Annotated in this window: 18 protein-coding genes and 5 pseudogenes; 10 read left to right on the top strand and 13 right to left on the bottom strand. The window is 58.1% G+C overall.

What is annotated here, in order from left to right:
• Nucleotides 1-65: 65 nt before the first annotated feature.
• From ABFX23_RS12715 to ABFX23_RS12700, 4 genes and pseudogenes are all read right to left on the bottom strand, one after another.
• Nucleotides 66-692, bottom strand: a pseudogene (locus tag ABFX23_RS12715) (helix-turn-helix domain-containing protein); the annotation flags it as partial.
• Between the two features lie 535 nt (nucleotides 693-1,227).
• Entirely contained in the window at nucleotides 1,228-4,335 is a 3,108-nt protein-coding gene (locus tag ABFX23_RS12710; protein WP_119586688.1) for an efflux RND transporter permease subunit, read from the bottom strand.
• Nucleotides 4,332-5,399 carry an efflux RND transporter periplasmic adaptor subunit gene (locus tag ABFX23_RS12705; RefSeq protein WP_158586791.1) on the bottom strand — a complete coding sequence of 356 codons (1,068 nt, stop codon included), beginning with the start codon at nucleotides 5,397-5,399 and terminating at the stop codon, nucleotides 4,332-4,334. Before ABFX23_RS12705 ends, ABFX23_RS12710 begins: the two co-directional genes overlap by 4 nt.
• A 64-nt stretch (nucleotides 5,400-5,463) precedes the next feature.
• Nucleotides 5,464-6,960, bottom strand: a complete 1,497-nt coding sequence (locus tag ABFX23_RS12700) for an efflux transporter outer membrane subunit (protein WP_159456623.1) — start codon at nucleotides 6,958-6,960, stop codon at nucleotides 5,464-5,466.
• A gap of 220 nt (nucleotides 6,961-7,180) precedes the next feature.
• Between ABFX23_RS12700 and ABFX23_RS12695 the strand changes: the two genes are divergently transcribed.
• The gene (locus ABFX23_RS12695; RefSeq protein WP_158586793.1) at nucleotides 7,181-7,804 is read left to right on the top strand and encodes a TetR/AcrR family transcriptional regulator; all 624 of its coding nucleotides are present in this window, start codon (nucleotides 7,181-7,183) and stop codon (nucleotides 7,802-7,804) included.
• 320 nt (nucleotides 7,805-8,124) lie between these two features.
• Here ABFX23_RS12695 and ABFX23_RS12690 read toward each other — a convergent pair whose 3' ends face one another.
• The 3 genes from ABFX23_RS12690 to ABFX23_RS12680 are packed head-to-tail and all read right to left on the bottom strand — an operon-like array spanning nucleotide 8,125 to nucleotide 12,262.
• Nucleotides 8,125-9,540 carry an efflux transporter outer membrane subunit gene (locus ABFX23_RS12690; RefSeq protein WP_119586764.1) on the bottom strand — a complete coding sequence of 472 codons (1,416 nt, stop codon included), beginning with the start codon at nucleotides 9,538-9,540 and terminating at the stop codon, nucleotides 8,125-8,127.
• A 37-nt stretch (nucleotides 9,541-9,577) separates the two neighbouring features.
• Entirely contained in the window at nucleotides 9,578-11,131 is a 1,554-nt protein-coding gene (locus tag ABFX23_RS12685) for a DHA2 family efflux MFS transporter permease subunit (protein ID WP_119586690.1), read from the bottom strand.
• Nucleotides 11,132-11,134: 3 nt separating this feature from the next.
• A complete protein-coding gene (locus tag ABFX23_RS12680; RefSeq protein WP_119586691.1) occupies nucleotides 11,135-12,262 on the bottom strand; it encodes an HlyD family secretion protein in 1,128 nt (375 codons plus the stop codon).
• Between the two features lie 213 nt (nucleotides 12,263-12,475).
• Between ABFX23_RS12680 and ABFX23_RS12675 the strand changes: the two are divergent.
• Nucleotides 12,476-13,609, top strand: a pseudogene (locus ABFX23_RS12675) (IS3 family transposase).
• 162 nt (nucleotides 13,610-13,771) lie between these two features.
• Nucleotides 13,772-14,305 carry a TetR/AcrR family transcriptional regulator gene (locus ABFX23_RS12670; protein ID WP_346033399.1) on the top strand — a complete coding sequence of 178 codons (534 nt, stop codon included), beginning with the start codon at nucleotides 13,772-13,774 and terminating at the stop codon, nucleotides 14,303-14,305.
• A gap of 252 nt (nucleotides 14,306-14,557) precedes the next feature.
• Here ABFX23_RS12670 and ABFX23_RS12665 read toward each other — a convergent pair.
• From ABFX23_RS12665 to ABFX23_RS17795, 6 genes and pseudogenes are all read right to left on the bottom strand, one after another.
• Nucleotides 14,558-15,643, bottom strand: a pseudogene (locus tag ABFX23_RS12665) (IS3 family transposase); the annotation flags it as partial.
• A 127-nt stretch (nucleotides 15,644-15,770) separates the two neighbouring features.
• Nucleotides 15,771-16,361, bottom strand: a complete 591-nt coding sequence (locus tag ABFX23_RS17800) for a DDE-type integrase/transposase/recombinase (RefSeq protein WP_119586693.1) — start codon at nucleotides 16,359-16,361, stop codon at nucleotides 15,771-15,773.
• A 359-nt stretch (nucleotides 16,362-16,720) separates the two neighbouring features.
• Nucleotides 16,721-16,960, bottom strand: coding sequence for a hypothetical protein (locus tag ABFX23_RS12660; RefSeq protein ID WP_119586694.1), 240 nt, complete (start codon nucleotides 16,958-16,960; stop codon nucleotides 16,721-16,723).
• A 477-nt stretch (nucleotides 16,961-17,437) separates the two neighbouring features.
• On the bottom strand, nucleotides 17,438-18,439 hold the full coding sequence (locus ABFX23_RS12655; RefSeq protein ID WP_233548325.1) for an alpha/beta fold hydrolase: 1,002 nt from the start codon (nucleotides 18,437-18,439) through the stop codon (nucleotides 17,438-17,440).
• Nucleotides 18,440-18,903: 464 nt separating this feature from the next.
• Nucleotides 18,904-19,336: pseudogene (locus ABFX23_RS12650) on the bottom strand (IS3 family transposase); the annotation flags it as partial.
• A pseudogene (locus ABFX23_RS17795) lies at nucleotides 19,337-20,116 on the bottom strand (IS5 family transposase).
• A 516-nt stretch (nucleotides 20,117-20,632) separates the two neighbouring features.
• On the opposite strand from ABFX23_RS17795, the gene ABFX23_RS12635 reads away from it, so the two are divergent.
• From ABFX23_RS12635 to ABFX23_RS12605, 7 genes are all read left to right on the top strand, one after another.
• Nucleotides 20,633-21,460: an alpha/beta fold hydrolase gene (locus tag ABFX23_RS12635; RefSeq protein WP_119586766.1), complete on the top strand. Its 828-nt coding sequence runs from the start codon at nucleotides 20,633-20,635 to the stop codon at nucleotides 21,458-21,460.
• Nucleotides 21,461-21,470: 10 nt separating this feature from the next.
• Nucleotides 21,471-21,743: a hypothetical protein gene (locus ABFX23_RS12630; RefSeq protein WP_119586697.1), complete on the top strand. Its 273-nt coding sequence runs from the start codon at nucleotides 21,471-21,473 to the stop codon at nucleotides 21,741-21,743.
• The gene (locus tag ABFX23_RS12625; protein WP_119586698.1) at nucleotides 21,743-22,561 is read left to right on the top strand and encodes a DODA-type extradiol aromatic ring-opening family dioxygenase; all 819 of its coding nucleotides are present in this window, start codon (nucleotides 21,743-21,745) and stop codon (nucleotides 22,559-22,561) included. Before ABFX23_RS12630 ends, ABFX23_RS12625 begins: the two co-directional genes overlap by 1 nt.
• 29 nt (nucleotides 22,562-22,590) lie before the next feature.
• Entirely contained in the window at nucleotides 22,591-22,953 is a 363-nt protein-coding gene (locus ABFX23_RS12620; protein WP_119586699.1) for a non-heme iron oxygenase ferredoxin subunit, read from the top strand.
• A 10-nt stretch (nucleotides 22,954-22,963) separates the two neighbouring features.
• Nucleotides 22,964-24,283, top strand: coding sequence for an aromatic ring-hydroxylating oxygenase subunit alpha (locus tag ABFX23_RS12615; RefSeq protein ID WP_119586700.1), 1,320 nt, complete (start codon nucleotides 22,964-22,966; stop codon nucleotides 24,281-24,283).
• A 10-nt stretch (nucleotides 24,284-24,293) separates the two neighbouring features.
• Nucleotides 24,294-24,842: a 3-phenylpropionate/cinnamic acid dioxygenase subunit beta gene (locus tag ABFX23_RS12610; RefSeq protein ID WP_119586701.1), complete on the top strand. Its 549-nt coding sequence runs from the start codon at nucleotides 24,294-24,296 to the stop codon at nucleotides 24,840-24,842.
• A 372-nt stretch (nucleotides 24,843-25,214) separates the two neighbouring features.
• A complete protein-coding gene (locus tag ABFX23_RS12605; RefSeq protein WP_158586796.1) occupies nucleotides 25,215-26,414 on the top strand; it encodes an NAD(P)/FAD-dependent oxidoreductase in 1,200 nt (399 codons plus the stop codon).
• Nucleotides 26,415-26,670 lie beyond the last annotated feature (256 nt).

The raw sequence follows: 26,670 nt of genomic DNA, 5'->3' as shown, positions 1-26,670 counted from the left end.
GCCGGTCATGATCGGCGCAACGAGACCTGCTGGCCTTTTCCCACAGCTGCTTCCCGACCTAGGACGTTGTCGGTGCGTATTTCCCGGATGCGGAAGGGGAACTTGTCGATGATATCATTGACGAAGGCGATTGCATTGGCCTGGGTGTGCCGCTTGTAGACTTTGAGGGCGCGCACGCGGGTTGCGTCGTCGATAGCGGTATACTGGAAGCGGCGCACCTTCTTGCCGCCTTTTCCGATTAGCGTCAGGAACTTGACATCCATCTGGATGTGGTGGCCCGGCACCTGCTTGTTGTAGCGCTTGGTATGGATTTTGCGGACACGCGTGCCGCGTGGCAGCCGGTTCAGACCATGGCGCCTGAGGATGCGATAGACGGTTGCATCGGAGATGCTGACGCCATGGTAGCGCGCCATGTACCACATGATCCGCTCGGGCCCGAGGTGGTACTTCCGTCGCAGATGGAGAACCTTCTCCTCGACCTCTAGCGGTGTCTGGTGGGGCGATGATTTTGGAATGGGTTTGGCATTGGCCAGCCCAGCTTCCCCCTTGCGCTTATAGGCGCGCCTCCATCTGTAGAAGCTGGCCCGGCCAATGCCAAAGTAGCGGCAGGTCTTCGCCACCTGGCCGGTACGCTCGGCGTGCCGGAGCACTCGCAGCTTACGCTGGATCTCGCGCTGTTCTTCTTTCGTCATTCGAAACACCTCCTGCCCGATCAGGGCAATCATAAAGGTGTCTCGCGAGTCCCAGCATGGCTACAAAGCGTTCAAGAAAAGGCCGGTCAAAACGCTGCGTTGTGCGCGGGACTGTCGCGCGGCTCTCAGGTTCGCTTCGCTGGTAAGGAACTCTCTGCGCGCGGCGGAGGAGGGTGCCAAACAGATCGGTTTCCCAGCTGACATTCACCGACAGACCGCCGTTCTCGGTGCCGGCCGCCGCGAAAGCGGGCGGCAGATTTCGAGCGAGTTCGGGCGATTCGAGTTCAGGCGAAATACCTGCGGCTATCACAGCGCAGCACATTGAAATCGCGGAGCGATGCAGTTTCAGGCGCGCTCCGGACGAACTGGGGCTCCGGCGGAGTGAAGGCCAGACATGCCGACAGCCGCTATCCGGTGGCTGTTGCAATGGAAGCTAAAGGTTCTGAAATTACTCGCCCTGTCGTCGATCGAATAGTTATCTACCTTTGTGTACCACATAAGCAGTGGCAAGGAACTCAGCGATACGGCCTTGCTTTCAGGCACCATCGGCCGCGGGCTCGCCAGTCGTGGCCTGCGAAGCCCGTTCCTCATCGCCCCCAAAGAACCAGGTATATAGAACCGGGACGACGCCCAGCGTAAGAATGGTTCCCACTAGAAGTCCGAAGGCGATCGCGCTGGCCATGCCATAGAACAGTACGTCTTGCGCGATAATGAGCGGAAGCAAACCCAGTACAGTGGTTATGTTGGTCATCAGGATCGGGCGAAAGCGTCTTAGCGACGCTGAGATGACGGCATCGGTCACGTCGTCTTTCTCCTTCCTTTCGATATCGCACCTGTCGACCAGTACGATGGCATTGTTGATGATGATGCCCACCAGCGCGAACAGTCCGAGAATGACCATGAAGCCGAAATCCGCGCGCATGACGTGCAAGCCGATCGCCGCGCCGATGACCGAGAGTGGCAGGGTCAGCAAAATGATGCCGGCGCGCCGAAATCCCCGGAACAGCGCGACCAGCATGATAACTATCAAACCGATCATGGCCGGTACGCTGGCGAACAGGGCACCGGTGCCCTCCGCGCTCTGTGCGATAATTCCGTCCCATTCGATGAAATGACCGGGCGGCAGGCTGGCTTCGAGTTCGTCGAGCTGTTCCTGTATTCGCGGCACCAGATCCTGCGGCGTCACCTCGGTCGGTCTGGCTTCCACGGTTAGGGTTTCGATCAGATCCTCTGTCTGTATCCGCCCGAGCTGGGGGCGCAGCGTGACGGTGGCAATTTCACCGAGTTGAACCGGCTCGTCGCTGCCGGTCAGCGTAACCGCCTCTATCCGCCCGGGGTCGGAGCGTTCGCCTTCCGGAGCGCGTAAGATGATGGGAACCAGATCGTCCCCGTCGCGAAACTCGCCGGCAGGTTGCCCTGCGAAGTAGGCCGAAAGGGCCTGCGAAACGTCCAGCGAGGAGACACCCGCAGCGCGCGCCGCTGCCTGGTCGACCGAAACCCGGTATTGAAGCGACGGGTTTTCCCAATCGGAAGTAACATCGATCGTGCCTTCGACATCTCGCAGGAGGGCAGCGAGCCTGTCTCCCGTTTCCAGGAGTACATCCCGGTCAGGCCCGCGCACCTGTACCTGCGTGATGTTGGGATCGCTCGGCCCGAGAAACATTCCCGCTATTCGCAGGCGAATACCGGGAAACTGGGCTGCCAGATCGTTGCGAAGCGCGAGGACGCCTTTATCGCGGGCTTCGGCATCAGCAGCGTTGATGACCAGGAAGCCGCGGTTCGGTGCGGGATCGACGGGAGCGAGAGACAGCACGAAGCGCGGGCCACCGAACCCCGAATAGGCGGCGACATTATCGAAATCGGGATAGCGTTCGTCATCTTCGATATATTGCGCGATCTGCTGTATCTGATCGTCCGTCGCGGCGCTCGAAGTGCCGACCGGCATATCGGCGTAGACGAGGATCTGCGCCCGGTCGGAGGCAGGAAAGAACTGCTGCGGCACGAATTGCAACGAATAGCCCGCGAGGACGAAGGCAGCGGCCATCGCGCCCATGAACAGCTTGCGATGATCGAGCGCCCAGCGCAGACGATCTTCGTATTTGCCATTGGCCCATTCGAACGCCTGATCCACCTTGCGGCGGATCTTCCCTTGCGTCTCCTTATCGGTCGGCTGCGCGAACCAGTAGCACAGCGTGGGCGTGACCATCATCGCGATCAGCCATGACGAAGACAGAGAAATCAAGATGACGAGCGAGATGCTGCGGGTATATTCTCCCGAACCTTCCTCTGCCAGCATCAGCGGCAGAAAGACGAGAATCGTTGTGATCGTCGATGCCAGGAGCGGGAGGGCAAGCTCTTTGCCAGTTTCGCCGATCGCATCGCGTCGGTCCACGCCCTGCGCCAGCCGGGTCTTAAAGTCCTCGGCGATGACGATGCCGTTATCGACCAGCAGTCCCAGCGAGATCACGATCGTCGCCAGGCTCATGCGTTCCAGCTTGATCCCGAACACGCCCATCACCCCCAGCGTCACCAGAATCACGACCGGCACGATGGAGCCCACGATCAGACCGGTTCTGACGCCTAGGAACAGGATGACGACGCCCAGTACCAGCGCCAGGGTCTGCAGGACATTGAAGCTGACGCCATAAACGGCGTTCTCGACCTGATCGGCCTGCCAGGTCATCACGTTAAGTTCGACGCCCGCGGGCATCGCCTGGCGCAACTCGTCGATCGCAGGGCGCGCGCGTCCGGCGTAGTTTATGACGCTTTCTTCATCGAGCATGGAGATCGCGAACACGATGGCCCGTTCGCCGTTGAAATAGGCGGTCTGAGCAGGCGGTTCGAGAAAACCGCGCCGGATTTCGGCATAATCGCCCAGCCGTATCGGGCCGATCTCAGGGCCGAGTTCCAAATAGAGATCGGCGATCTCCTCCACGCTGTCGAACGATCCGGAAGGCTGGATCGCAATGCGGCGGGTCCCGGTTTCGATCGTTCCGCCGGGCGCAACGGTGTTCTGGGATCGCAGGGCCTGCGCCACCGCAGAAAGCGGCGCACCCAATCGTGCCAGCGTTGCATTGTCCATCTCGACATAAATGCGCTCATCCGGGCGGCCCAGAACGTCGACCTCCCGCGTGCCCTCGATCATGTAGAGCCGGGTACGGATATGTTCGGCGAGGTCGCCCAACTCGACCATGTCGAAACTGTCGGATTGCAGCGCCATGGTGATCACGGCGACGTCGCCGAATTCGTCGTTGATGAAGGGCATGCGCGCCCCTTCGGGCAAAAGGGGCGTCGTTCCCTCGACCTTGTCCGCCAATTCATCCCAGACCTGGTCGAGGTCGCTCGCCGAAAATTCAGCCTCGGCGTGAATGATCGACTGACCTTCCATTGAGGTCGCACGCACCTCCTTTATCTCGGGGATGGTCCTGATCGCTTCGGCAAGCGGAGTGGTAATCAGCTGTTCGACCCGGCTCGGCGAGAGACCCGGGTGGCTGGTGGAGACCACCGCCTCGCGGATGGTGATCTGGGGATCCTCCCGCGCGGGCAAGGTGAAATAGCTGACTGCACCGTAGACCATCGCCAGCGCGATGGTAAGCAGTACCGCGGGGCGGAAGCGGAACCCGATTTCGGAAAGCGTGGTCATCGCGCGTAGCGTCGTGGGCCGACGCCGAGGCGGCTCACCTCTTGCCCTTCGGACAGGAAGGCTGCTCCTTTCGATACGATCATGTCGCCGCGCGAGAGGCCCGACAGGACCACCACCTCGTTTCCACTGGCCTTGCCGAACCGGACGGGAGCCTTTTCCAACCGTTGCGTGCGCGGCAATATGCGCCACACGTAACCGCTATCGTCATCTTCCGGTATGATCGCCGTCAGCGGCACCAGGATTCGGGCGGTATCCCGCCCGTTCTCCGATTGCGCCGGGCGATCGGGCAGGCGGACCTCGACGACCTGACCCGCTTCCAGTTCGGGGCTGGCCGCTGCCAGAGCGGCGACGATTTCGAACGCTCCGGGCCCGCTTGCCCTACTGCCGATATCGGTAATGCGGGCAGAGCTTGTGATGCCATCGCCCGATGAGGGCGCAACGGTGACGTTCTGCCCCACCGACAGCCGGTCGCGCTGGCGTTGCGGGACCGAGAAGCTGACCTCCAACTGGCTGCCGTCCAGTTCGTAAACCGGTTGCCCCGGGGAAACCTGGGTGCCCGGCTCGACCAGACGGCGGGCGATCTGACCGGAATAGTGCGCACGCATCCGCGTATCCGAGAGCGCTTCGCGCGCCACGCCCAGCTGCGCCTCGTTTGCATCGGCAATCGCACCGAGGCTGCCGAGCTGGGCTCGCGCATCCTCGAGCCGGGCCTGCGATGCTGCGCCTTCGGAGTACAGATATTCCTGACGTTGCTCGTCCTGCCGCGCCTGATCGAGGCGCGCGCGGCTTTCCGCGAGATTGGCCTGCGCTCTTGCCACTTCGAGCCGGTAGCTTGCCGGGTCGAGCGTCGCGATCACATTGCCGCGCGCCACCCGGTCGCCAAGGTCGGCCGACATGCTGGCGATCGTGCCGCCGACTTCGAAGCTCAGGACCGTCCGGTTCCTTGCCTGCACCCGGCCCGGAACGTTCGTCGCGATGTCGGTGTTGGAGCCGGTGCCGATCTCGATCCACGCGACGGGCTTGGGGGGCGGGGGTTCATCCTGGCTGCCGCAAGCGACCAGCATCAGTGAGATGGCGACGAGAATGGTCGATCTTCGAAGAGATAAGAGAGGCATCACGGCTTTCTGTTCAGTCGGAAATAGGCAGGATCGTGGACGGCAGGGCCGCCGCCGAAGGAGGTGCCGGGGCGGGAACGGGAATAGCGACATAAGGCGGAACGGCTTGCCAGCCGCCGCCGAGCGCGGCGTAAAGCTGCGCTAGTGCGAGCGTCGAATTGCGGTAGGAAATCGCGCCGTTGCGCAGCGCATCGCTATATGTCCGTTCGGCATCCTGCAATTCGAACCGGTCGATATCGCCGACTTCGAAACGGATCCGTGCGAGACGAAGATTTTCCTGCGCGAGTTCTATCGTGCGCAACGCGAGCGGACGCCCCTCACGTGCGAGGTCGTATTGCGCGATCGCGATTTCCGCCTCCTCGATCGCGGTGATCGTGCCTTCGACATAGGCCAGGGCGGCGGTGCGCGCTTCGGCTTGCGCCAAACGAATGTCGGCGCGCGCCCTCCCGCCATCGAAAACGCGCCAGGACAGGAACGGCACAATGGTAAAGCGCGTACTGTCGCCGGACAGGATCGTCCCGGGATCGATGGAGGTAAAGCCCCCAGATGCATCCAGGCCCAGTTGCGGGAACAGTTCCCCGCGTGCGACACCGATCCCGAATGTTTCCGCCGCGAGTTCGCGTTCGAGCCGGGCGACATCGGGGCGGCGCCTGAGCAAATCCGCCCGGGTTCCCACCGGAATGTCCGGCAGCTCCAGCAGCGGCGGCACCCTATCGGCCAGGGCGATCTCGGTTTCCGGCAGGCGTCCGGTCAGGACGCCCAGCGCAAGCGCATTGGCCTGAATTTCCGCTTCAACACCTGGCAGCTGCTCCACCAGACGCGCGAGTTCCGCTTCCACAAGGACCAGCTGCGCGCGTGAAATGGCGCCCGCTTCCAAACGGGTTTCCGCAAGATCGAGCTGCGTGCGTTGCGCCTCGATCCCGAGCAGCAGTGCCCGCTTCTCCTGCTGGAAGCCGGCCATGGTGAAATAGGTGGCCGCCGTTTCCGATGCGATCGCCAGGCGCGCGCCGTTGGCGGCTGCGATCAGCGCTTCCACCCGGGCATCGGCCGCATCGATCCGTCGCCGTGTCTGGCCCCATAGATCGACTTGCCAGTTGAATGCCGCGCCCAGAGCATATTGCTCGTATTGACGCTCGAAGCCGGGGAACTGAGCTTGGCCAAGCTGGGTGTTGAGGCTTTGCTGGAGCACGGTGGTCGAGCTTTCCGCACTGACCGAGGGATAGCGGGCAGCGCGGGCGCGAAGGCGGCGGGCATTGGCTTCCTCTATGCGCGACAACCCCTGGCGTATCGTCAGATTGTCTTGCAACGCCGCCTCGATCAGCCTAGCGAGTTCCGGGTCGCCAATTTCCCGCCACCATGCGACGAACTCCTCCTCCGCCACCGCTACGTTGGCGCGGTCGATCCAATTGGTTTGCGCGGCAGGCGGGGGCTGGCGTTCATAATCGCCGCCCACGGCCATGCATCCCGATAACAGCATGCCGGCGAAAAAGATCGGCGGGTATCCGAACACGAAGCGTGTCCGGCAGGATCTGTCGCTGGTCAATTTGCCTGAACCCATCTGGAATGAACTGAGCGGTTCATTCGCCTGAACTATCTAGATAAGCTTTTCAACCTTCATTACGAATTCAGGCGTATCATCTCGCCCCGGGGGTTATAGCAAGGCGGCGGGCAAGGAGAGTCGGAACCTTTCCGAAAAGCGCGATTTAATGAACAACTGCGAGGCCACGAAAATGACTGCGCCCCATCCCAGTATTCACGCAAAGATTCTTGCTGCCGCGGTCGAACAGTTCGCCGCCGATGGGTTCGAGGGCGCCAATATGGACGCGATCGCACGTCGGGCCGGTGTGGCCAAACCCACGATCTACAATCATTTCAAAGATAAGTCCGCGCTATACCTGGCCTCAATCGAGTACATGCTGGGCCGCAACCGTGCTACCATCGCCAGCCCTTCGTTCGCCAGCCTCCCTGCCGGGAAAGGTATTCTGAAGGTGGCGCTCGAACTTACCTGGCTGTTCGGCCGCGATGACGACATGCTCATGTTCTGCAAGATGTGCATCGCCGGGAACGAACGGTTCCAGACCGCAGCCGACGTGTTCCTTCGCAACGGTCCATGGCGCGGTACGGACGAGATCGCGTCCCTGCTTCGTGTCTGGCACGAACGTGGTGAACTGCGGATCGACCGCCCGAGCTTCGCGGCGCGACAATTAAGCGAATTGTGCAAGACCGATATTTTCGATGCACGGTTGTTCGGCGGACCAGCAATGGCAACCGAGGAAGAATGTCGCTTTACGGCCTCCGAGGCAGCCAGGACGTTCCTTGCACGGTATGCGCGCCACGAACGACGAATGCTCTAGTTTTCAACGGAATAGGGGTTCTTAGCGGGCATCGATCTTGGCTAGTTTCCCGGAAGTAAAGATGCTTTCTTGAGTCCCGAAAAAAGCTATCTCGACGGCTTTCCAACTGCTTAAAAAGCGATGAGAAAGCTGACCCTGTCTGATTTCGCGGCCAGCAGCTAAGCCCTAATAAAATTGAGATTGCATTGGTCCAATGGCTGATTTCGGGCCGAGTGCGGAAGGCCTGCTTTAAGGCGATTCCCCTCTCTATAGGACATCGCAATGTACTCCCTCATCGTACTAAGGTGATCCCCTTCGATCCCAAGCCGAGGGCCTCCCGTTCAGGGCTCCCTCCATCCCAATCCCAAGGACTTCTGGATCGCGATCCAGCCATTCGTCATGGCGGCGATCGCCCGATCGAGATTTGCTCTGGCCTGTTCGCGCTTGCGGATCGAAGTGTTGAGTTCGCCTTGCGAAATTACCCCCGCGGCGCGGCGTTGCTCGTTAAGCTCCGCAGCCGTGTCGGCCTGCCGGCTGACCTGCGCCAGCGCGGCTACGTTGGCTCTTTGTTGCCCGAACCGGGCAAGCGATTGTTCAGCGTCGCGCAGTGCGCCGAGGACCACTTCAACATAACGCGCTTCGGCCTCGTCGCGCGCACTCTCGGCCTGATCGATCGATGCTGCCGTGCGGCCGAAATCAAGCAGGTTCCACTGTAGCCTCGGCAAGGCGATCGCCGACAGGTTACCGAGATCAAAGATGTCATCCGGCTGCGATCCGCCCAAACCGAGAATTCCCATGAACGAAAGCTTGGGGAAGCGAGCGGCCTCCGCCACTCCGATGCGCGCATTCGCCGCCACGAGCGTTCGTTCGGCGGCACGAACATCCGGCCGCCGCGCTATCAGCGCTGCGGGATCGCCCACCGCGACCCGTTCGGGGGGAAGCGGAATTCCGGCCCGAGCCGCCAGGAGCCCGTCGAGTGCGCCGGGCGCTTCGCCCGTCAGCACCGCGAGAGTGTCCTTGAACACATCGATGTCCGCTTGAGCTTCGGCGATCTGCGACTTGAGCAGTTCGAGCTCGGCGTTCGCGTCACCGACCGGAAACAGTGGGAGAGTGCCCTGTGTATAGCGCTGATAGGTCAGTTCGAGAATCTGCTGCTGCAATTCCCGTTCTCGCTCGACAAGCTCGAGCCGCCCCTGCGCTTCTCGCAGGCTCACATACGCCCGCGCGACTTCGGCGGCGAGCTGGACTTTCGCATCCTCGGCGTTCGCCACCGAGGCCGCAGCCTGAGCGTTAATGGCCTCGACACGCCGTGCCTGCCCCCCAGCGAAATCGATCTCCCAGTTTGCGTTGAGCCCGACGTTGTAGACGCTGACGCTGTCCTGCTCTTCGTCGTCAGCAGGAGCGCCGGGCGATCCCGGTGGCGGGCCGCTGCCGATATCTAGCCCTGGGATATTCGCCTGGACCGCAGTCGCCTGCGCAGCCACGGCGGGTAGCCGGTTGGCGCGCTCCTGGCGGACAGCAGCCCTTGCCTGTTCGATGCGAGCGCGCGCCGCGGCCACGCCCGGATTGCCGGCCAGCGCGCGCGCCTCCAGTTCATTGAGAACCGGATCGCCGAGCAGCGTCCACCAGTCGCCGGCAATCGGCGCTAACGGATCGATTTCGGGGCCGGCCCGTACGAACGCATTGCCTGCGGCGGTCGCAAGTTGCGGGGGACCGGCATAGTCGGGACCGGACATGCAACCCGCGAGGAGCGCCATGGGAGCGAGGAGGGTTAGGGTCTTGCGCATAGAGTTCTCAGTGCATCGAAAGGGATACGTTCTTCGGGAGAGGCTTGAGGAACAGTACTAGCGGCACCGTGACCAGGGTAATCGCGCCCATGGCGAAAAAGACATCGTTGTAGGTCATCACAAACGCATCGCGCTGAATGATGCCGGAAAGCATCTCCAGCGCGGCCTGTGGGCTGCCCAGCGTCGCCGTCATGCCGTCCAGGTATTCCTGTAGCCGGGGGCTGTTAGCGTTGAGGGTTTCTTCCATGCGCCGACTATGATGCCACAGGCGCTGGTCCTGGAACGAGGCAAGCCCCGCGAGCGCGAACGAGCCCCCGAGGTTTCGCGCCGCGTTGAAGATCCCGGAAGCATCGCCGGCATCCTCCTTGGCAACCGAAGCTACCGTCGCCTGGTTGAGGAACATCATCGTGAGGATCATGCCGATGCCACGCAGGAACTGGCTTTCGGTGAACACTCCACCTCCCGATTCCGCTGTCAGACTTATGCTGACGAAACAGCTTAGCGCCATGATGAACATGCCCGCGCCGACAGCAATGCGGATGTGAATCCTGCGGATCATGAACGGAAGAACGGGCATCAACAGGAAGGCCGGAACACCCATCCAGAAGATCACAAGTCCAGTCTGCAAGGCATTATAATCGGAGATTATCGCAAGAAATTGCGGGATCACGTAGGTCGAGCCATACATGACCATGCCGAGTGCCAGTGCCATCACCACGACACTGGCAAACTGCCTGCTGAGCATCAGGCGCAAATTGAGCACCGGTTTGCGCGCGTAAAGCTGTCCGTAGGTCAGAAGTGCAAAACCCACGACCGTCATCAGTGTGAGCTGGACGATCAGCGTGGAATCGAACCACTCCTCACGGTGGCCTTCTTCCAGCACGATGGTCAGCCCACCCAACCCAAGGATCATACCGGCTATTCCCGCCCAATCAGCCTCGCGCAGGTAAACCCAGTCGGGCTTTTCATGGGGTAGCCCGATGAATAGTAAGGCAAGGAGAAACGCGCAGACGGGCACGTTGACGAAGAAGGCGTAGTGCCAGCTCAGGTTCTCGGTAAGCCAGCCCCCCACCAACGGGCCCATTACCGGCCCAAGAACCACGGTCATTCCGAAGAGCGCCATGCCGATAGGCTGTTGCGATGGAGGCAGTCGCTTTGCGACGATGGTCATGGCGGTTGGAATAAGCGCGCCGCCCATGAACCCTTGACCGGTGCGACCGATGATCATCGTCGTCAGATCGGTGGCAATGCCGCACAACACCGAAAAGGCCGTGAAAGCAGATACCGCGACGATGAGCAGCGTGCGAAGGCCGAGCAGTCTTTCCAGCCACGCGCTCAGAGGGATGATGATGATCTCGGCAACAAGGAAGGCTGTCGCGATCCAGGTGCCCTCGGTTCCGGTCGCGCCGATTTCCCCCTGGATCGTCGGCAGCGCCGAATTGACGATCGAGATGTCAAGCGTTGCCAGCATCGCCCCCAGCGCGCCGGCGGCTACGGCGATCCAGGCTGTAGCGTCGGCCTTTTCGACCGGCGGCGAAACCGCTCCAGCGGTGCCTGCCATCGGTCAGTCTCCGGCCGCGTTGCGGATCGAATCGAGTTCGTCTCTGGCGGCGCGCGTATCGACACTCGCGACAACAGACATGCCCGGCACCAGCAGACGCAGGATCTCGGGCGAAGCCTGAATGGATATGCGCACCGGGACGCGCTGAACGATCTTGGTGAAATTACCCGTCGCGTTTTGCGGAGGTAGGATCGAGAATTCTGCCCCGGTCCCGGGGGCGATGCTTTCCACTCTTCCCGATAACTCGAGGTCGGGCAGCGCGTCGATTGCCAGGGTGACGGGTTGCCCGGGGCGAACGAGACCGAGTTGCGTTTCCTTGAAATTCGCCGTCGCGTAGAGGCGGTCGGTGGGAACTACGCTCATCAACCGCTGGCCGGGCTGGACAAATTGTCCGGGCCGGACCGTGAGGTCACCCACCCGCCCGGAAATGCTGGCCCGGAGCGTGGTCGATGACAGGTTCAGGCGGGCGGCCTCAAGCTGCGCACGAGCTGCGTTGGCCTGCGAATTGGCCTGGTCTATCTGCTCGTCGAGCGTGCCTTGCCGCCGCTGTGCAGCCGTGAGCGCGGCGCGCGCCGCTGCGACCTGGGCCTGCGCTTCTCTGGCCTGGGCCTGCAGCTGGTCGAGCCTCTCGCGCGGCTCCGCTCCCGAAGCGGCAAGGGGCCGATAACGGGCAACCTGCTCCGCAGCCAGATCGGCCTGCGCAGATGCCGCAGCCAGTTGGGCGCGAGCCTGCGCGATAGCCGCGTCCTGCTCTCGCTGCTGGGCGCGAACCGTATCTGCTCCGGCGAGCGATGCGGCAATCTGGGCTTCGGCCTGGTTTGTCTGGGCACGATAATCCCGCACGTCCAGCTGGACAAGTGCATCGCCCGACGCGACCGTTTGATTCTCCGTCACCAGTACGCGCTCGACGTAGCCAGCAATTTTGGGGGAGATGATGACGCTGTCGGCGGCAATATAAGCGTTGTCAGTGGACTGCTGGAATCTGCCGTACGTCTGATGATTGTAATACCAGTAGCCCCCGGCGAGCAGGACCAGAATGCCGGCGATCAGCAGACCCAGCCGGACCCGCGGACTGGAAAACCCCTTCGGACGTTCGCCTTGATCGCTAACGCCTGCTGTCTCGTCCGCCATGGTATTTCGCTTCTCGCCATCGTTTGAGCCGTTGCGCGAGCGATATAGCGGTCAAAACAAAATACGAAAGTCCTTTACTATTTTTTCCGATCGATAGGAATGCCTTATGACGGAAGGCGAGGACGCTCTGGCACTCGACAATGGCATCACCGATGAATAGCCCTCCAGATTTATGGACGCTTTCTTTCCCAATCTTGAGGACAGGAGGCGACGATGGGTAAGGCTAATTTCAGTGACGAGTTCAAGCACGATGCGGTGACGCACATCACCGAGCGTGGCTATCGAGTGGCGGAGGTTTCGCAGCGGCTCGGGGTGAGCCAGCATTCGCTTTATGCATGGAAGCGGCAGTTCGCACGCCGGCCCCGAAGATGGGTCGAAGGATGCGAGATCCGTCAGCTGAAGCGCGCGCTGACGCGGGTCACCGAGGAGCGCGACATCCTAAAAAAGCCACCGCGTACTTCGCCAGGGATGCAAAGTGAGATACGCGTTCGTAGCCGAGCATCGCGCGCTGTTCTCGGTGCGTGCGATGTGCCGGTGTCTTCGCATCCAGCCCAGCGGCTTCTACGCCTGGTTGAAGAACCCGTTGAGCAGACGGGCGAAGGAAGATGCTCGGCAGACCGAGCCGCTCCGGCAGGCGTGGGAAGACAGCGGCAAGGTTTATGGCAACAGCAAGCTGCACGATGATCTGCTCGATCAGGGCGAGACCTGATGTCCGGACCGCGTGGCGCGTCTCGCCAGTCTGGCGGGGAGAGCGAGGATCCGCTACAAGCGCAAGCCGGGCAGCTACGGCGGCAAGCCATCTAGGGTGGTCGACAACCGCTGGCCCGCCAGTTCGATGTCGCGGCACCCGCCAAGACATGGGTGACCGACATCACCTACATAAGAACACAAGAAGGCTTTCCCTATCTGGCGGTGGTGGTCGACCTTTACTCCCGCCGCGTGGTGGGCTGGTCGATGCAGAACCGCCAGACCACCGACCTGGTCCTGCAGGCATTGCTGATGGCGGTGTGGCGCAGGAAGCCAAAGGGGAAGGTTCTGATCCAATCGGTTCAGGGATCGCATTTCACCAGCATAGACTGGGCGTCCTTCCTGAAGGCCCACAATCTGGAGCACTCGATGAGCCGCCGTGGCAACTGCCATGACAACGCAGTGGTCGAGAGCTTCTTCAACCTGCTCAAACGCGAACGCGTCCGGCGGCGGACCTATCGCTCAAGAGACGAGGCCAGACAGGATGTGTTCGATTACATCGAGATGTTCTACAACCCGATACACAAGCATGTGAGAAACGGGATGCTGTCACCCGTAGAGTTCGAACGGCAGCAGATGATGAGCGCCGAGGGCGTCTAGAAAACTAGGGGCTATCGGGTCGATAAACGGGTAGATTGAAATACGGTTGTCATGGTGTATCGGGACAAGTTCGGATTTTATCTGATGAATGAAGTAGGGGTACTTATGCCAAGAACTATTGAGCGATCAAATAATAAACAGCGTCTCAGCAAGGCTGTCTGGATGGAAAAGACACTGGAAAAAATTGGCGAAGTTGGTGTCGCAAGTATTCAGGTAGAATTACTTGCCCGTGAATTAGGTGTCACTAAGGGAAGTTTTTATTGGCATTTTAAGGACAAACAGGAGTTAATAAGGGAAGCGCTGGTCTATTGGTACGATTCAGCAACCAGATTGATCAGCCAAGCGGCCAAACGAAATTTTGACGATCCTCGGGATCGCCTAAGATATGTATATAAGCTAGCTTTGAATATAAGATACGATGTCCCCGGGGGGGCAGTCGAGCGGGCCTTGCAAGAATGGGCTAGGATTTCAACCCTTGCTACAGAAATTACGCAACGCGTTGATCAGGAAAGGATCAGCTTCTTAGCAGATGCTTATATCGAACTTGGCCACAGCGAACTCGAGGCGCGTCAAACCGCAACGCTCGCCCTTGCTCAGCTCACTGGAATAAACGTTCTATTACGCTCTCAGCCAAACCGGGATCGTTCGGAATATTTACGAGCAATCATTACGCAATTCATTTGCCAGAAGAACTGATTATGATTGGACCTGCCCTGCGGATTGCCGCGGGAATTCGTTTTAAGTATTGTGGCTCTCCAATCTGAGAAGCGTGACGTGTTCCCTTGATTGTTACCACTCAGAGGTAGAGCCATGTTCCTTCATGATTGATGTATGATGGGATGGCCACTTGACTGGGCTATGCCCCCGACACTTCGCCGGCGATCTCGGCGGTGCACTGCTACCCAACGTCGGACCACTTGGGTCTGGGGTTTCCGCCTTTCCCAGATCCGGTGGGCTGGTTTTACCGGCTGAGTTTGCCAGCATGATCGGGGGGATATTCCCGATCGCATGGTGCTCTTCGTTGTAGTGTCTACGCCAGGCCTCCAGCTTTTCGCATGCATCTTGCCGCGACAAGAACCAGCGGGCGTTCAGGCACTCACTGCGCAGCTTGCTGTCGAACGCTTCGTTGAACGCATTGTCTGGGGGCTTGCTGGGTGGGAGAAGTCGAGGATCACACCGCGCTGGTAAGCCCACAGATCCATGTCCCGAGAGATAAACTCGCTGCTATTGTCCACCCTGATCGTCTTGGGGTAGCCGATCTTCCGACAGGCATGATCCAGTGTGGCAACCACGTCCTCACCGCGATAGCTGAACCGGGGATCAATCACCGGCGATAGCCGAAAGTAGGTATCAACCACCGTCAAGATGCGCAGCTTGCGCCCCGTCGCTAGCTGGTCGTGCACGAAGTCCATGGCCCAGACATCGTTTGGCCGGATCGTCGGTGCACGATCTTCGCGTAGCTTCGCCTCCACCCGCCGCTTTGGCGTCTTGTTCCTGAGTTGCAGGCCCAACTCCCTGTAAAGCCAGTAGATCTTCTTCATGTTCACAGCCCAAACATCCCGGCGCAGGATGCAGTGCACCTGCTGGTAGGCGTAGCGGACGTGCGTCTCGCAGATTTCCTTGATGTGCTTTATCAGAAAGGTCGGATCGGTTCGGGGGGGTGGTAGTGATAACTGGAAGTGTCAAACGGAAATGCCCGACAGGCCCTCCGGATCGACACGTCCCAGTCCGTCAACATCCCGTCGAACAGCTCGCGCTTCCAATCCGGCCTCAGAGCTTTCGGCGGATGACATCCTGCAACATCTCGCGATCCAGAGTCAGATCGGCGACGATTTTCTTCAACCGTCCGTTCTCGTCTTCCAGATCACGCAGCCGCATCTCCGACGGCATTAGCCCCGCGTACTTCTTCTACCAGTCGAAGTAGGTCGCATGGCTGATACCTGCCTTGCGGCAGATCTCCGCCACCGCCGTGCCTTTCTCACCCAGCTTGATGACGAACGCCTTCTGCGCGTCCATGAACTTCGATGCTTTCATGCTGCAACTCCTCGCCCAGCCAAGGATGTCTACGGCGGAAAACTCTAACTCGTAACGGTCCAGAATTCAGGGGGCAGAGCAGCGGAGTTCTTCTCTCACAGTTCGAGTTGGTGTGACGTGGTTGTAGTCATACTGCTAGGCAGCCAGCACGCAGCCTGGCGTGCGCCAGCGAGGCGAAGCAGCTTTCATCCCACAAGCGGCCGTTGTAGCTCTCCAAGAAGCCGTTCTGGATCGGCTTCCCTGGCGCGATACAGTGCCACTCAACGCGTCGCTCCTGCGACCAGCGCAAGACGGCGGAAGAGGTCAGTTCGGTGCTATTGTCGCTGACCAAGGTGTGTGGTTTGCCACGCACTCCGATCTGGCTGGTCAGTCCTCTGGTCGCCAGTGCGCCTGAGAGCGATGTGTCGATTACCAGCGCTAGGCATTCTCGCGAGAATTCGTCACTACGCACAAGATGCGGACTCGGCGCCCGCAGACCAGACTGTCGGATACGAAGTCGAGCGAACGACACTCGTTCGGTCCGTCCGGAAATACCATTGGTCTGCGCGTGCCCAGTTCCCGTTTGCGAACGCCAAGGCGACGCACGCGCAGCCCTTCCTCGTGTTAGATGCGCAGCAACTCTTGTGGTTGGACCTGATGCCTTCCCGCGCCAGCAGGTAGCCCAAACGGCTACGTTCCTCCATCGGCTCCCGCAACCGTTGCTGCAGCACCCCGTCATCCGGCCTCGTTGGCTCGTAACGGATCACATTGCGGCTTACGCGAACCAGACTGCACGCCCGACGCTCGCTCAGCCCGTGCTGTTCAGGGGCGTGGGCGACGGCTTCCCGGCTAGCGCCGGGCGGTACCATTTTTTGATGCCAGTCCTCCGGCATAATATTGTCCAGCATCGCCTCGGCCAGCAGTTTCTACAGCCGGCCGTTCTCCTGCTCGAGCGTGCGCTCCCGCCTGGCATCTTACACCTCCAGACCTCGGCATGCCAGCCTCCTTCTCCTTCAAAAGCGCGATGGTCCGCTCTTCGCTCAACCTGCTTCGTTTCATTTTCGTCCGACTCCTATGCGTAGTGCCAACGTGCACTGATCAGAACCTACGGGCCCTTTGGTGGCGACCGGTGGTCATGATGCGCCACGACTGATCGACGAGCTTGTTCCAGGCCTCGCAGCAATGGCCGACGATGTTGTCGTGAAAGGTGAAGATGCGGTTGGAGGGCCAGTTGTCGCGCATGAATTGCCAGACGTTCTCGATCGGGTTCAACTCGAGGCACTTGGCCGATAGCGCGACAATGCTGATGTTGGCAGGCTTCTTGAGCTTACCGGTCATGTGCCAACCGGGCCGCGCCCACCCAGACTCCAAGCGCGATCTCGGCAGGTGCAGTGTCACTGTTTCGAGGATGCAAAAGGGTACCCTCCTCGGGACAGATGGCCCTTCTTCTCAGAGGAGCACGTCAAGAAGTAGCTGAAGCCACAGAACGCAGGTAGTCCCACACCCAAGCCTCGCGTCAGCAGTCGAACGGAGCGTAGCTGGTCGACAATGGTCCATAGCGTTCGGGTATCTTTGCCGCCGATGTGCTAGTGTTAATACGCAATAGCATGCCGTTCAATACCTTCCGGTCGTCAACTCGCGGGAAGCTACTTAGCTAGGAGGGCAAAAGCGGCTCAACGAATGACCATTCCATGCCGGTCAGTTGGTATCACCGCCTGGCGTCATGCCTCCCTCGCAAAGGAAAGCCTGCATCAAAAAGAACCAAAAGCCTCGAGGCCGTTCAGTTTACCGCTTAGCCTTTGGCATGGGGAGGTCTCAAATGTTCCAAAATGCCAAAACCGCGCGAAGCGCAGCAACAAATGCGAGGGGCTGATCAAGCATGAGATGATGGCGCGCGTTAGGCACCGCGACAATTGGAATATCCCCCCCTCCTAGCTCACGGATATAACAAGCAGAATCTCGATCGAAAAGTTGACTCTTTTCACCGTGTATAACTGCTTTGCGACCGGGCGCATCAACCAGTTTCCTGCCCACGCTCAGCCATTCGTCGGAGTTATTGTCGCGACGGAAGACCTCCGGAGAAAACTTCCATGCCCATTCTTCGCCATCGCGGCGGAGAGAGTGAAAAGCCATGTAGTCCAATAAGAAAGGCTCACCAACCGGTTGCGGCGGTGCCAGGATATACCTCTCGCGCGCCGCTGCATAACTGGGATAGCGTCGGACCGGTTTATCTGGATTACCCGACCCTGGGCTCCACAGACCCATAGTCCAGTATTCCTCGAGTTTTTGTGGCCGCATTACCATGAGATCGCAGACAATAACGCCTGCGAAGGCGTCCGGCGTTTGAGAAACAGCCGTAAGTGCTGCACGCGCGCCGAAGCTGTGGGCGATGATCACCGGGTTGGCTCCGTCTGCGCGCAGATCGAGCGCTTCGCTGATTTCGGCGAATTCCTTTCCCCGCGCAGCTTCATCAGCGACGCCACGCATCTCGCTATCGCCCATACCGGCCAGATCAAAAGCCACCACATCGTAATCTTGGGCAAGGTATGGTGCGATGAAGGCAAAGCAGCGGGCATGGGCGAGAAACCCGTGCGACATGAGCAATTTGGCCCGGCCACGCCTACCCCAGCGAAGATAATGTACACGCGCGCCATCAACCTCTACGAAGCCTTCCTCACGGGGCACACTCATCGCCCAGGAAAACCAATCGGGAATATGCGCCCCTCCGCCAGCCCATACCGGATCGATATCTGTTGAACCGTCCTGGATTGCAGTCAATTTACTCATTTCGGCCTTGTCTCCAATACCTGAGGCCATACCCCTCTCCCAAGCAGCATTTCGTCGAAATATTCCCCCGTAGGTGTAGAGGTCGGGGCATAATGTCAATACGCACGAGTATGCAATATCGTGGCATTTTAGTTAAATGGCGACACGCGAGATCCAGCAGAGGGCTCTTTCGACCAACGCACGTGAGTCAACCGCCCGCTTTCTATAGTTTGCCTATAGTTTGCGGACCGATGGCGACGCGTCCTTGAAATACCCTTTCGGAAACGTCTTCGAGATAACGATGTATTGCTTCCGTCTTGGCGCAAAATTTCAATCTTTGGATGGATATGGACCGAAGCCTCCCTAGGCGAACTCGCCGCTAGTGAGCGCAAGGCGAGACGTTATTCCAGTGATACGCTAGAGGAGTCGGTGTGCATTCCACCGCTGTTGCATCAAAATGCGCAGAGCTTATGACCCGTCGCCGACTGATTCTGAACGAAGTCGAGCGAACGTCACTCGTTCGGTCCGTCCGGAAATACCATTGGTCTGCGCGTGCCCAGTCCCCTTTTGCGAACGCCACGGCGACGGACCCGAAGCCCTTCCTCACGGTAGATGCGCAGCAGCATCTTGTGGTTCGGTCGCATGCCTTCCCGCGCCAGCAGGTAGCCCAGGCGGCGATAGCCGAACCGGCGACGTTCCGCCGCCTGCTCGCGCAACCGTTCCCGCAGTGCCCCGTCATCCGGCCTCGCCGGCTCGTAACGGATCACCGTGCGGCTCACGCCAACCAGACGGCACGCCCGACGCTCGCTCAGCCCATGCTCCTCACGGGCATGGACGACGGCTTCCCGCTTCGCGCCGGGCGTTACCAATTTTTGGTGCCAGATCCTTCAGCACCACGTTGTCGAGCAATGCTTCGGCCAGCAGCTTCTTCAGCCGGCTGTTCTCGTCCTAGGCCGTGTTGATAAAAGATTTCAGCCATAGGCGCGCGGCGGCGAGGTTGAGGAAGCTGTCAAACGAGAGGTCCGTCTTGTCGTACCGGGTGGCGATGCGCCGCTGTTGCTTGAGCTTACCGAACATGCGCTCGACGCAGTTGCGATCTCGATAGCGGCGATAGTCGGGATGCTCGGGCATCTTGCGGTTCGAGCGGGGTGGGATGATCGGCAGGATACCACGGATCAGCAAGCCTCCCGGAAGCGATCACCGTCATAGCCTTTGTCAGCCAGCAGCGCCCTGGGCGTGGCGATGGGGTTATCCATCAGCGGCTCGCAGCGGTGTAATCGGAGGCCTCGCCGCCGGTCAGGATGAAGCTGAGAGACAATCTCTGATTGTCGCACCGGGCGTGGATTTTGCTCGTTAGGCCGCCGCGCGTTCGACCAAGAGGGTTCGCACAAGCCCCCCTTTTCCGCCCGCAGCCGAGACGTGGCCGCGAACGCTGGTGCTGTCGATCATGTGCTGCCAGTCGTCGGTCAGACCAAGATCGACCAGCGTTTGCAGAAGGGCATCCCATACGCCCTGTTCAGCCCACCGCCTGAACCGGACATAGACCGAGTTCCATTTGCCATAGCGCACATGCATGTCGCGCCAGGGGCAGCCAACACTCAGCAAGTGGAGCATGCCATTGAGGAAGCACCGGTTATCGCCCGCCGGTCGTGCCCAGCGACCACGCTCAGGCGGCAGCAACGGCCCGATCAGCTCCCACTCCGCATCCGACAAGTCTCCGCGACCCATGACTGCTTAACAACAAGCAGTCTTAAATCAGAACTCGGAGCAAATGGGGATCCCTTTTGTCAACACGGCCTCTAAGTCCGCAGCCGACAGGCATCGGATACCCCCAGTCCAGCGAACTTCGACTTCCACTTGTAGAACGTGGCGGAGCTTACCCCCGTAACGGCGGCATCCCAGCTTCAAACCGCGATGATCTGTTCATCGCTGGACCAGTTTCGCTTCATTCTCGTCCGACTTCTTTGCGTAAGAATCTAGCAAGAACCCGTCTGTTCAGGGGAGCAAGTCAACTTCAGGAAAACTCCACACCCGAGCGGTCCGACGCGGGGTTGTGATGTCAGAGGGCGCCAACTCCAATTCTGATGGGCGCAGGCAGCGGGAGATTGGCTGGTCTTAACCTTGCGACTCTTCTGGTGGCCATACAATCTGAACATCCCTTGACAGCGCGAAATCTTGATCCTAAACCATACTTAAGAGTATGGCTATCGACTATGCGACGAACATTTGGCGGGAGTGGAGAATTTGACCATACAGCAAGGCAATTTTCTCGAGAATAATGGCATTCGTACCCATTATCATGATGAAGGATCTGGCATTCCGCTCGTACTTTTGCATGGCTCCGGCCCAGGAGTGAGTGCATGGGAAAATTGGGGTAATGTAATACCTCATTTAGCAGAAAATCACCGCGTCATTGCTGTGGATATGGCTGGATTTGGGCTGACTGACTGCGAGTCTGAGCTTACGCTCAATATGAAGGTGTGGGTCAGTCAACTTCTGGGCTTTCTGGAAGCTCTTAATGTCGGCCCCTCAGTTCTTGTTGGTAATTCTTTCGGTGGAGCGCTGTCGCTTGCGGCTACCCTTCGGCAGCCCGAGGCTGTGTTGAGCTTGGTATTGATGGGTACTCCGGCTGGTCAGTTCGAGCAGACGAGTGCCCTAAGTGAAGGCGCTGCATTCGAGCCCTCTCTTGAGGGTATGCGGGCCATCCTCGAGCGTTTCCCGTACGATACATCTATCGTAACCGAGTCCATGGTTCGGGAGCGGTATGAAATGAGCCTGCGCCATTCTGGGCGCACGGCGCTGCGCGCCCTAATGCCCCAATCGAATGAAGAAGGGCCGCGGCTCGTTCGTGGAATGCCGGCTGATAAGCTAGCTACGATCGATAAGCCGGCTTTACTGCTGCACGGGCGCGAAGATTCAGTCATTCCTATGGAGGTGGCGGTAAGCGCCGCTCGAAATTTGCCAAATAGCGAGTTGCATATCTTCGGAGAGTGCGGCCACTGGGTTCAGTTGGAGCGGCCAAAGGCTTTTGTTGGCTTGATAAGCGAATTTCTTAGTCGCCACGGTTTTTAGGAGGGGCGGAATGAGTGTCCATGCAATTGAGTTGGCGCTGTATGACATTACCACCAAGACTTCAGTGAGAAAACGCTTCGTTGCAGAGCCCACAGAAGTACTGGAACGATATGGATTGAGTCGGGATGAGCAGGAAATGATTGGGGGTATGAATGTATCTTCCATGCTTGATGTCGGAGTGAGTCCCATGCTCACTTTTGGTTTATGGATGTGTGTGCGGGGGCCACAAGAGCTGCCCGAGTACCTAAACGCGATCTCCGGCTGCCTTAGGGAGGCGGTGTGATGGCAAATGTGGTTGGTGGGTTTCTAATGTCCCACGACCCGCTGGTTTTCATTAACCCGCGGAAAGTTGACTCGTCAGTTGTCTTGGCAGCATACGAGACGGTCCTTGAACGCGTGCGTCAGCTAGATGCGACAACTGCTGTTATAATTGGTGCCGATCACTATATTTTATTTGGTCCGAATTGTTTACCTCAGATGGCGATCGGCATCGGAGATGTGCAGGGCCCAATTGATCCTTTGCCTGGAGTTGAGCGCGGGGACATCCGAGGCAACCCGTCATTGGCGCAACATATAATGCGTGTGGGTCATGAGGAGGGGTTCGACTGGGCGGCTGCCAAATCAATGAACGTCGATCATTCTGTAGGTATTCCAGTTCGCCGCTCATTGCCTTCAGATGGTTCTGTGGCAACTATACCCGTCTATCTGGCAGCAGGTGTTCAGCCCTTAATTCGCACGCAAAGGGCCTATGACCTTGGCGGTTCGATACGTCGGGCCATCGAAGCTTATCCTGGCGACGAGAGGGTCGTTGTCATTGGATCAGGTGGCCTCAGCCATTGGGTTGGCCTTCCGCAAATGGGGCGTATCAACAAAGCCTTCGATAAGTTGATCCTCGATGCGGTGGAGAGGGGGGAGCCTGAGGCTCTCATCAATTTAACCGATGATTACATTCTAGAACACGGCGGAAATGGTGCGATGGAAATTCGTCAACTTCTCTGCGCAATGGGCGCAGTCAGAGGGGCGGGCAAGGTCATCGCTTATGAGCCTTGGGATGGTGGAGTGACCGGCCTAGGCTTCGCTGAACTTTGTGTTGCTTCTTGAGGGCGGGTAATAATGGAAAAGAGGAGGGTATGGTTTCAAATCTAGTCGAACTTGGTGAAGCTTCGCAGATCCCGAAAGGTGAAATGAAGGCATTTTCAATCGATGGCCTTGGGGAGATCGCCGTTTATCACGTCGATGATGAGTGGTTCGCGACGGATGACGTCTGCTCCCATGCGATAGCCTCTCTTACAGAAGGTTGGCTGGAGGGCTTCACCGTAATTTGTCCAGCCCATTCTGGTGAATTCGACATTCGATCGGGCAAGGCTCTTTGCTTTCCGGCCACAGAACCGATCAATACTTATCAAGTATGGGTCGAGGGCGGTAAGTTGCTGGTGAACACGACACCGAACAAAAATGACGACACCCACGCTTCATCCCCGCAGTGCCAATAGGAGAACACCGATGGTTGAGACTTTTCAGCGCGAAAATAACCTCGCGGCATCTGACCTTGACTTTCACCAACTCGTGGATGTTGAAGCCGGATGGATCGACAGGCGAATTTTTTGGAATACGGATATTTACCAGCTTGAATTAGAGCGAATTTTCGCCCGCTGCTGGTGTTTCGTAGGTCATGAATCGCAGTTCATCGAGCCCGGCGATTTCCTAACTACTTATATTGGGCAAGATGCTGTTATAGTCGCGAAAGATCGAAAAGGGGAAGTTAACGTATTCTTAAATTCCTGTACCCACAGGGGTAACAGAGTATGCTTTGCTGAGACTGGCACCGCTCGTCAATTCACGTGTAACTTTCACGGATGGGCTTTTGGTCTAGATGGGGGGCTTGTTAGCATACATGAGGAGGAGCATTACTCAGGCTGCGCGAATTTCGATAAGAGTAAGTTAGGCCTACATCGGGCGAGGACTGAATCCTACAAGGGTTTGATCTTCGCTACCTTTGATCCTAAGGCGCCGTCGCTAAATGAATATTTAGGCGACTATCGCTATTACTTGGATGTCCTGCTCGATAACGATCCTGGTGGTACCGAATTCCTTGAGGGGAACGTAAAGTCTCGATTGCGGTCAAACTGGAAGTTCGCGGCTGAGAACTTCGTCGGAGACGCATATCACGCCGGTTGGACACATGCATCAGCCGCTGCAGCGATTTTTGGCCGCGGTGTAAAAGTAAATCCAGAGAAGTCCTTTCAAGCGAGTGTCAATGGACACGGTACCGAATTTGGATTGGATTTGATTGGTAATGCCATGGCGCTGGGCGAGCCAGAGGTTGTGGACTATTTGAAGGAGAATGAAGCGCGTTTCGCCGAACGCCTCGGAAAGCTGCGAGCGAAAATGGTGGGGTCTATGAGTTCGGCTAATGTTTTTCCAAATCTTGCATACCTCCCGGGACTTAACACGTGGCGAACATGGCTCCCCAAGGGGGCCCACGAGATTGAATTGAATACGTGGGTGCTCGTCAACCGCGATGCTCCAAAGAGTCTCAAGGAGGCCTACCGTCGTGGAATTTCGAGAACTTTTTCCCCAACCGGCATGTTTGAATCTGATGACGGGGAAAACTGGGAGCATTGCACGCACTCAAACGCTGGTGTCGTTACGCGCCGTCAGAAACTGCACTATGGATTAGGATTGGACTCGGCGATAGATCACGAAGAGTTTCCAGGAAAAATCCATCGCGTCCAATTGAACGACGCAAACCAGCGCGCATTCTATAAACGTTGGGCTGACCTCATGTCAGCCAGCGATTGGTCCAGCCTCGACAATAATTAAGGACATAAGCATGGTAACTGCTCCAGCCAATCCCAAAAATAATGCGCCTCGCCAGGCTTCTTTAGAAGTGTTTCATCTGATTCAACAATTTCTATATCGGGAGGCGAGGCTCTTAGACGAACAACGGTACGACGATTGGTTTCAATTGATGGACGAGGAATTCACCTATTGGGTCCCCGTTCCCCAAGCCCGTTATCGTCGCGACAAGAAGGGCACATATGAACGTGATCGAATGGCTCACTTTGACGATAGTCTAGCGGAGTTAAAGTTGCGGGCTTCTCGGTGGAAGCAACGAACTGCTTGGAGTGAAGACCCACCTACACGCAACATACACTATATTTCGAATATCGAAGTAGAACCTAGCGAAGGAGAGAACGATTGGTTAGTTCGTTCGGTCGCAATAAGTTTGCGTAATCGCAATGAAGATGAAGAGGACTGGCTTGGTGGTCGGCGAATAGATCTTATTCGTCAGACCCCAGAAGGTCTTAGATTAGTGCGTAGAGAGGTGTTTATTGCCCAGACAGTATTTTTATCCAAGAACTTTAATACGTTTATCTAATCGGTTGTCCCGTTATCGGTAGGTGCGGAGCGGGTTGCTGTTTGCGCGGTTTGCTTTTGTCAGGGACACAGACGCATTCACTAGTAGCTTAATGTTAGTCGGTTCTGGCAGCGCCCCCTTAAGCCTTGTCCATTTAATCAATCAATATTTTACCGTAGGAGAAGATATCGTTGCGACGTTCGGTCCGAGGGTATCATCTTTCCTTTAAGCGTAAAACGCTTGTTGTTCTTGTATAATGTTTATGATCGAGAGGATCAGAAGCAACGTATATAATTATACGATCTTCCGTCATCGTCAAATTCATGAGATTCCTGCTATGATCAAACGCCTCCATTCAGTAACGACATTTTTCTTACGATGGGGGGGGCTTGTATGACGAACACCGTTGCGATCATTGGCGCTAACGCTGCAGGTTTGACCACAGCGATGGAGCTTCGGCGCTTGGGATACGATGGGCGAGTGATGCTCTTTGATGCCGAGATGGAGCCGCTGTACAATCGTCCTGCCGTGTCGAAGGAAATGCTTTCAGGTGAGTTTAGCGATCCCTCGGACACCCCTCTAGTTCGGGCCGATATTTTAGAGAAAATGCACCTGGAGCTTGAGTTCGGCAATCGTGTTTTGGGCATTGGGACCGCGGGGCGGTTGGATCTTTCTGGAGGGCGGCAGGTAGGCGCGGAGGTTATGGTTGTGGCAACGGGTGGGTTGGCTCGATGGCCTGCACAAGTTCCGAGATTGCAAGGCATCCACACCCTGCGTACTTCGCGCGATGCAATGGCGTTGAGGGAGGCGCTGTTGCCAGGAGCTCGTGTAGTCGTAATGGGCGGAGGCGTGATCGGTTGTGAAGTTGCTTCAAGTGCTGTGAGGCGTGGTTGCGATACTACGATTGTGGACATTGCGGCGTTACCGATGCTCCGTTCGATCGGCGAGGGAGCAGGGCGGGTCATGGCGACTGTTATTGAAGAGGCAGGGGTTAAACTGAGGTTGGGTGAAGGTATAGCCTCAGTCCTAGGGCCGTCACGGATTAGCGGCGTGGTGCTCATGAGCGGCGAGACTCTACCTTGCGATGTCCTAGTTATCGGTGTCGGGATGGTTCCCAACGCCAAGCTTGCAAATGATGCGGGCGCGGAAAATGATAACGGCATTTTGATTGATGCTCATTGTCGAACATCGCTGCCAGGAGTCCTTGCTGTCGGGGACGTTACCCGACGCCGAAGCACCGTCGAAGGATTAGGAGATCGAAGCGAGACTATTTTGAACGCGCAGATCCAGGCACGGGAGGCAGCCTCTACTATCCTTGGCCTGGAATTGCCTAAGGCACAGCCATCGGGATTCTGGTCCGATCAGTTCGATATAAATATTCAGGCCGTAGGCAAAGTCGATCGTACGGTCTCTCATTGGTTAAAGCCGTTCAATGGTCAGGAGGGTGTTTTACTGCAGTTTAGCGAGAATAAACTATGTGGGGCGGTAGGCTTCAACAGCGGCCGCGCAATTGCCCGCATTCGCCGTCTGCTCAGCGTTGGAGATCGTCGGCCCCCGGAGGAGTTGTTGAGAGATCCAAAGCTTAATGGATAGGCAGAAACTTTACAGCTCCTTACCTTGATCGTTGGTAGGGCAAGGCGATTTTGGTGCTAGAGTGGTCTCAGAATCCGTGCTGGTGAAGGAGGCCGCCATGGATGTCTCAAGCTCTTTCGATGGATTTGCGTGTCTGCTTCTATCGGCGGTTGATGGCGGCCTGCGCTTGCGTGCTGCGGCTACCCGTGACGTGACCCCCTGATTTCCCTCCAAGTTGGATTAGAGTCCGGCCCTGATAGAAGGACGGTCGACAAGC

The organism is Erythrobacter westpacificensis (assembly GCF_039542285.1).
Taxonomy (GTDB): Bacteria; Pseudomonadota; Alphaproteobacteria; order Sphingomonadales; family Sphingomonadaceae; genus Alteraurantiacibacter; species Alteraurantiacibacter westpacificensis.
The sequence above is the reverse complement of the archived record's forward strand: the minus strand, read 5'-3'. Positions and strand labels throughout refer to the sequence as shown.

Bases quoted from the DNA above. Each gene is read 5' to 3' on its own strand.
- ABFX23_RS12605 (WP_158586796.1), top strand. From the start codon at position 25,215: ATGACGAACACCGTTGCGATCATTGGCGCTAACGCTGCAGGTTTGACC.
- ABFX23_RS12630 (WP_119586697.1), top strand. From the start codon at position 21,471: ATGAGTGTCCATGCAATTGAGTTGGCGCTGTATGACATTACCACCAAG.
- ABFX23_RS12685 (WP_119586690.1), bottom strand. From the start codon at position 11,131: ATGGCAGGCACCGCTGGAGCGGTTTCGCCGCCGGTCGAAAAGGCCGAC.
- ABFX23_RS12660 (WP_119586694.1), bottom strand. From the start codon at position 16,960: ATGACCGGTAAGCTCAAGAAGCCTGCCAACATCAGCATTGTCGCGCTA.
- ABFX23_RS17800 (WP_119586693.1), bottom strand. From the start codon at position 16,361: ATGACGGGGTGCTGCAGCAACGGTTGCGGGAGCCGATGGAGGAACGTA.
- ABFX23_RS12695 (WP_158586793.1), top strand. From the start codon at position 7,181: ATGACTGCGCCCCATCCCAGTATTCACGCAAAGATTCTTGCTGCCGCG.
- ABFX23_RS12620 (WP_119586699.1), top strand. From the start codon at position 22,591: ATGGTTTCAAATCTAGTCGAACTTGGTGAAGCTTCGCAGATCCCGAAA.
- ABFX23_RS12680 (WP_119586691.1), bottom strand. From the start codon at position 12,262: ATGGCGGACGAGACAGCAGGCGTTAGCGATCAAGGCGAACGTCCGAAG.
- ABFX23_RS12710 (WP_119586688.1), bottom strand. From the start codon at position 4,335: ATGACCACGCTTTCCGAAATCGGGTTCCGCTTCCGCCCCGCGGTACTG.
- ABFX23_RS12625 (WP_119586698.1), top strand. From the start codon at position 21,743: ATGGCAAATGTGGTTGGTGGGTTTCTAATGTCCCACGACCCGCTGGTT.
- ABFX23_RS12690 (WP_119586764.1), bottom strand. From the start codon at position 9,540: ATGGCGCTCCTCGCGGGTTGCATGTCCGGTCCCGACTATGCCGGTCCC.
- ABFX23_RS12670 (WP_346033399.1), top strand. From the start codon at position 13,772: ATGGAAAAGACACTGGAAAAAATTGGCGAAGTTGGTGTCGCAAGTATT.
- ABFX23_RS12705 (WP_158586791.1), bottom strand. From the start codon at position 5,399: ATGCTGGTCGCTTGCGGCAGCCAGGATGAACCCCCGCCCCCCAAGCCC.
- ABFX23_RS12610 (WP_119586701.1), top strand. From the start codon at position 24,294: ATGGTAACTGCTCCAGCCAATCCCAAAAATAATGCGCCTCGCCAGGCT.
- ABFX23_RS12655 (WP_233548325.1), bottom strand. From the start codon at position 18,439: ATGGCCTCAGGTATTGGAGACAAGGCCGAAATGAGTAAATTGACTGCA.
- ABFX23_RS12615 (WP_119586700.1), top strand. From the start codon at position 22,964: ATGGTTGAGACTTTTCAGCGCGAAAATAACCTCGCGGCATCTGACCTT.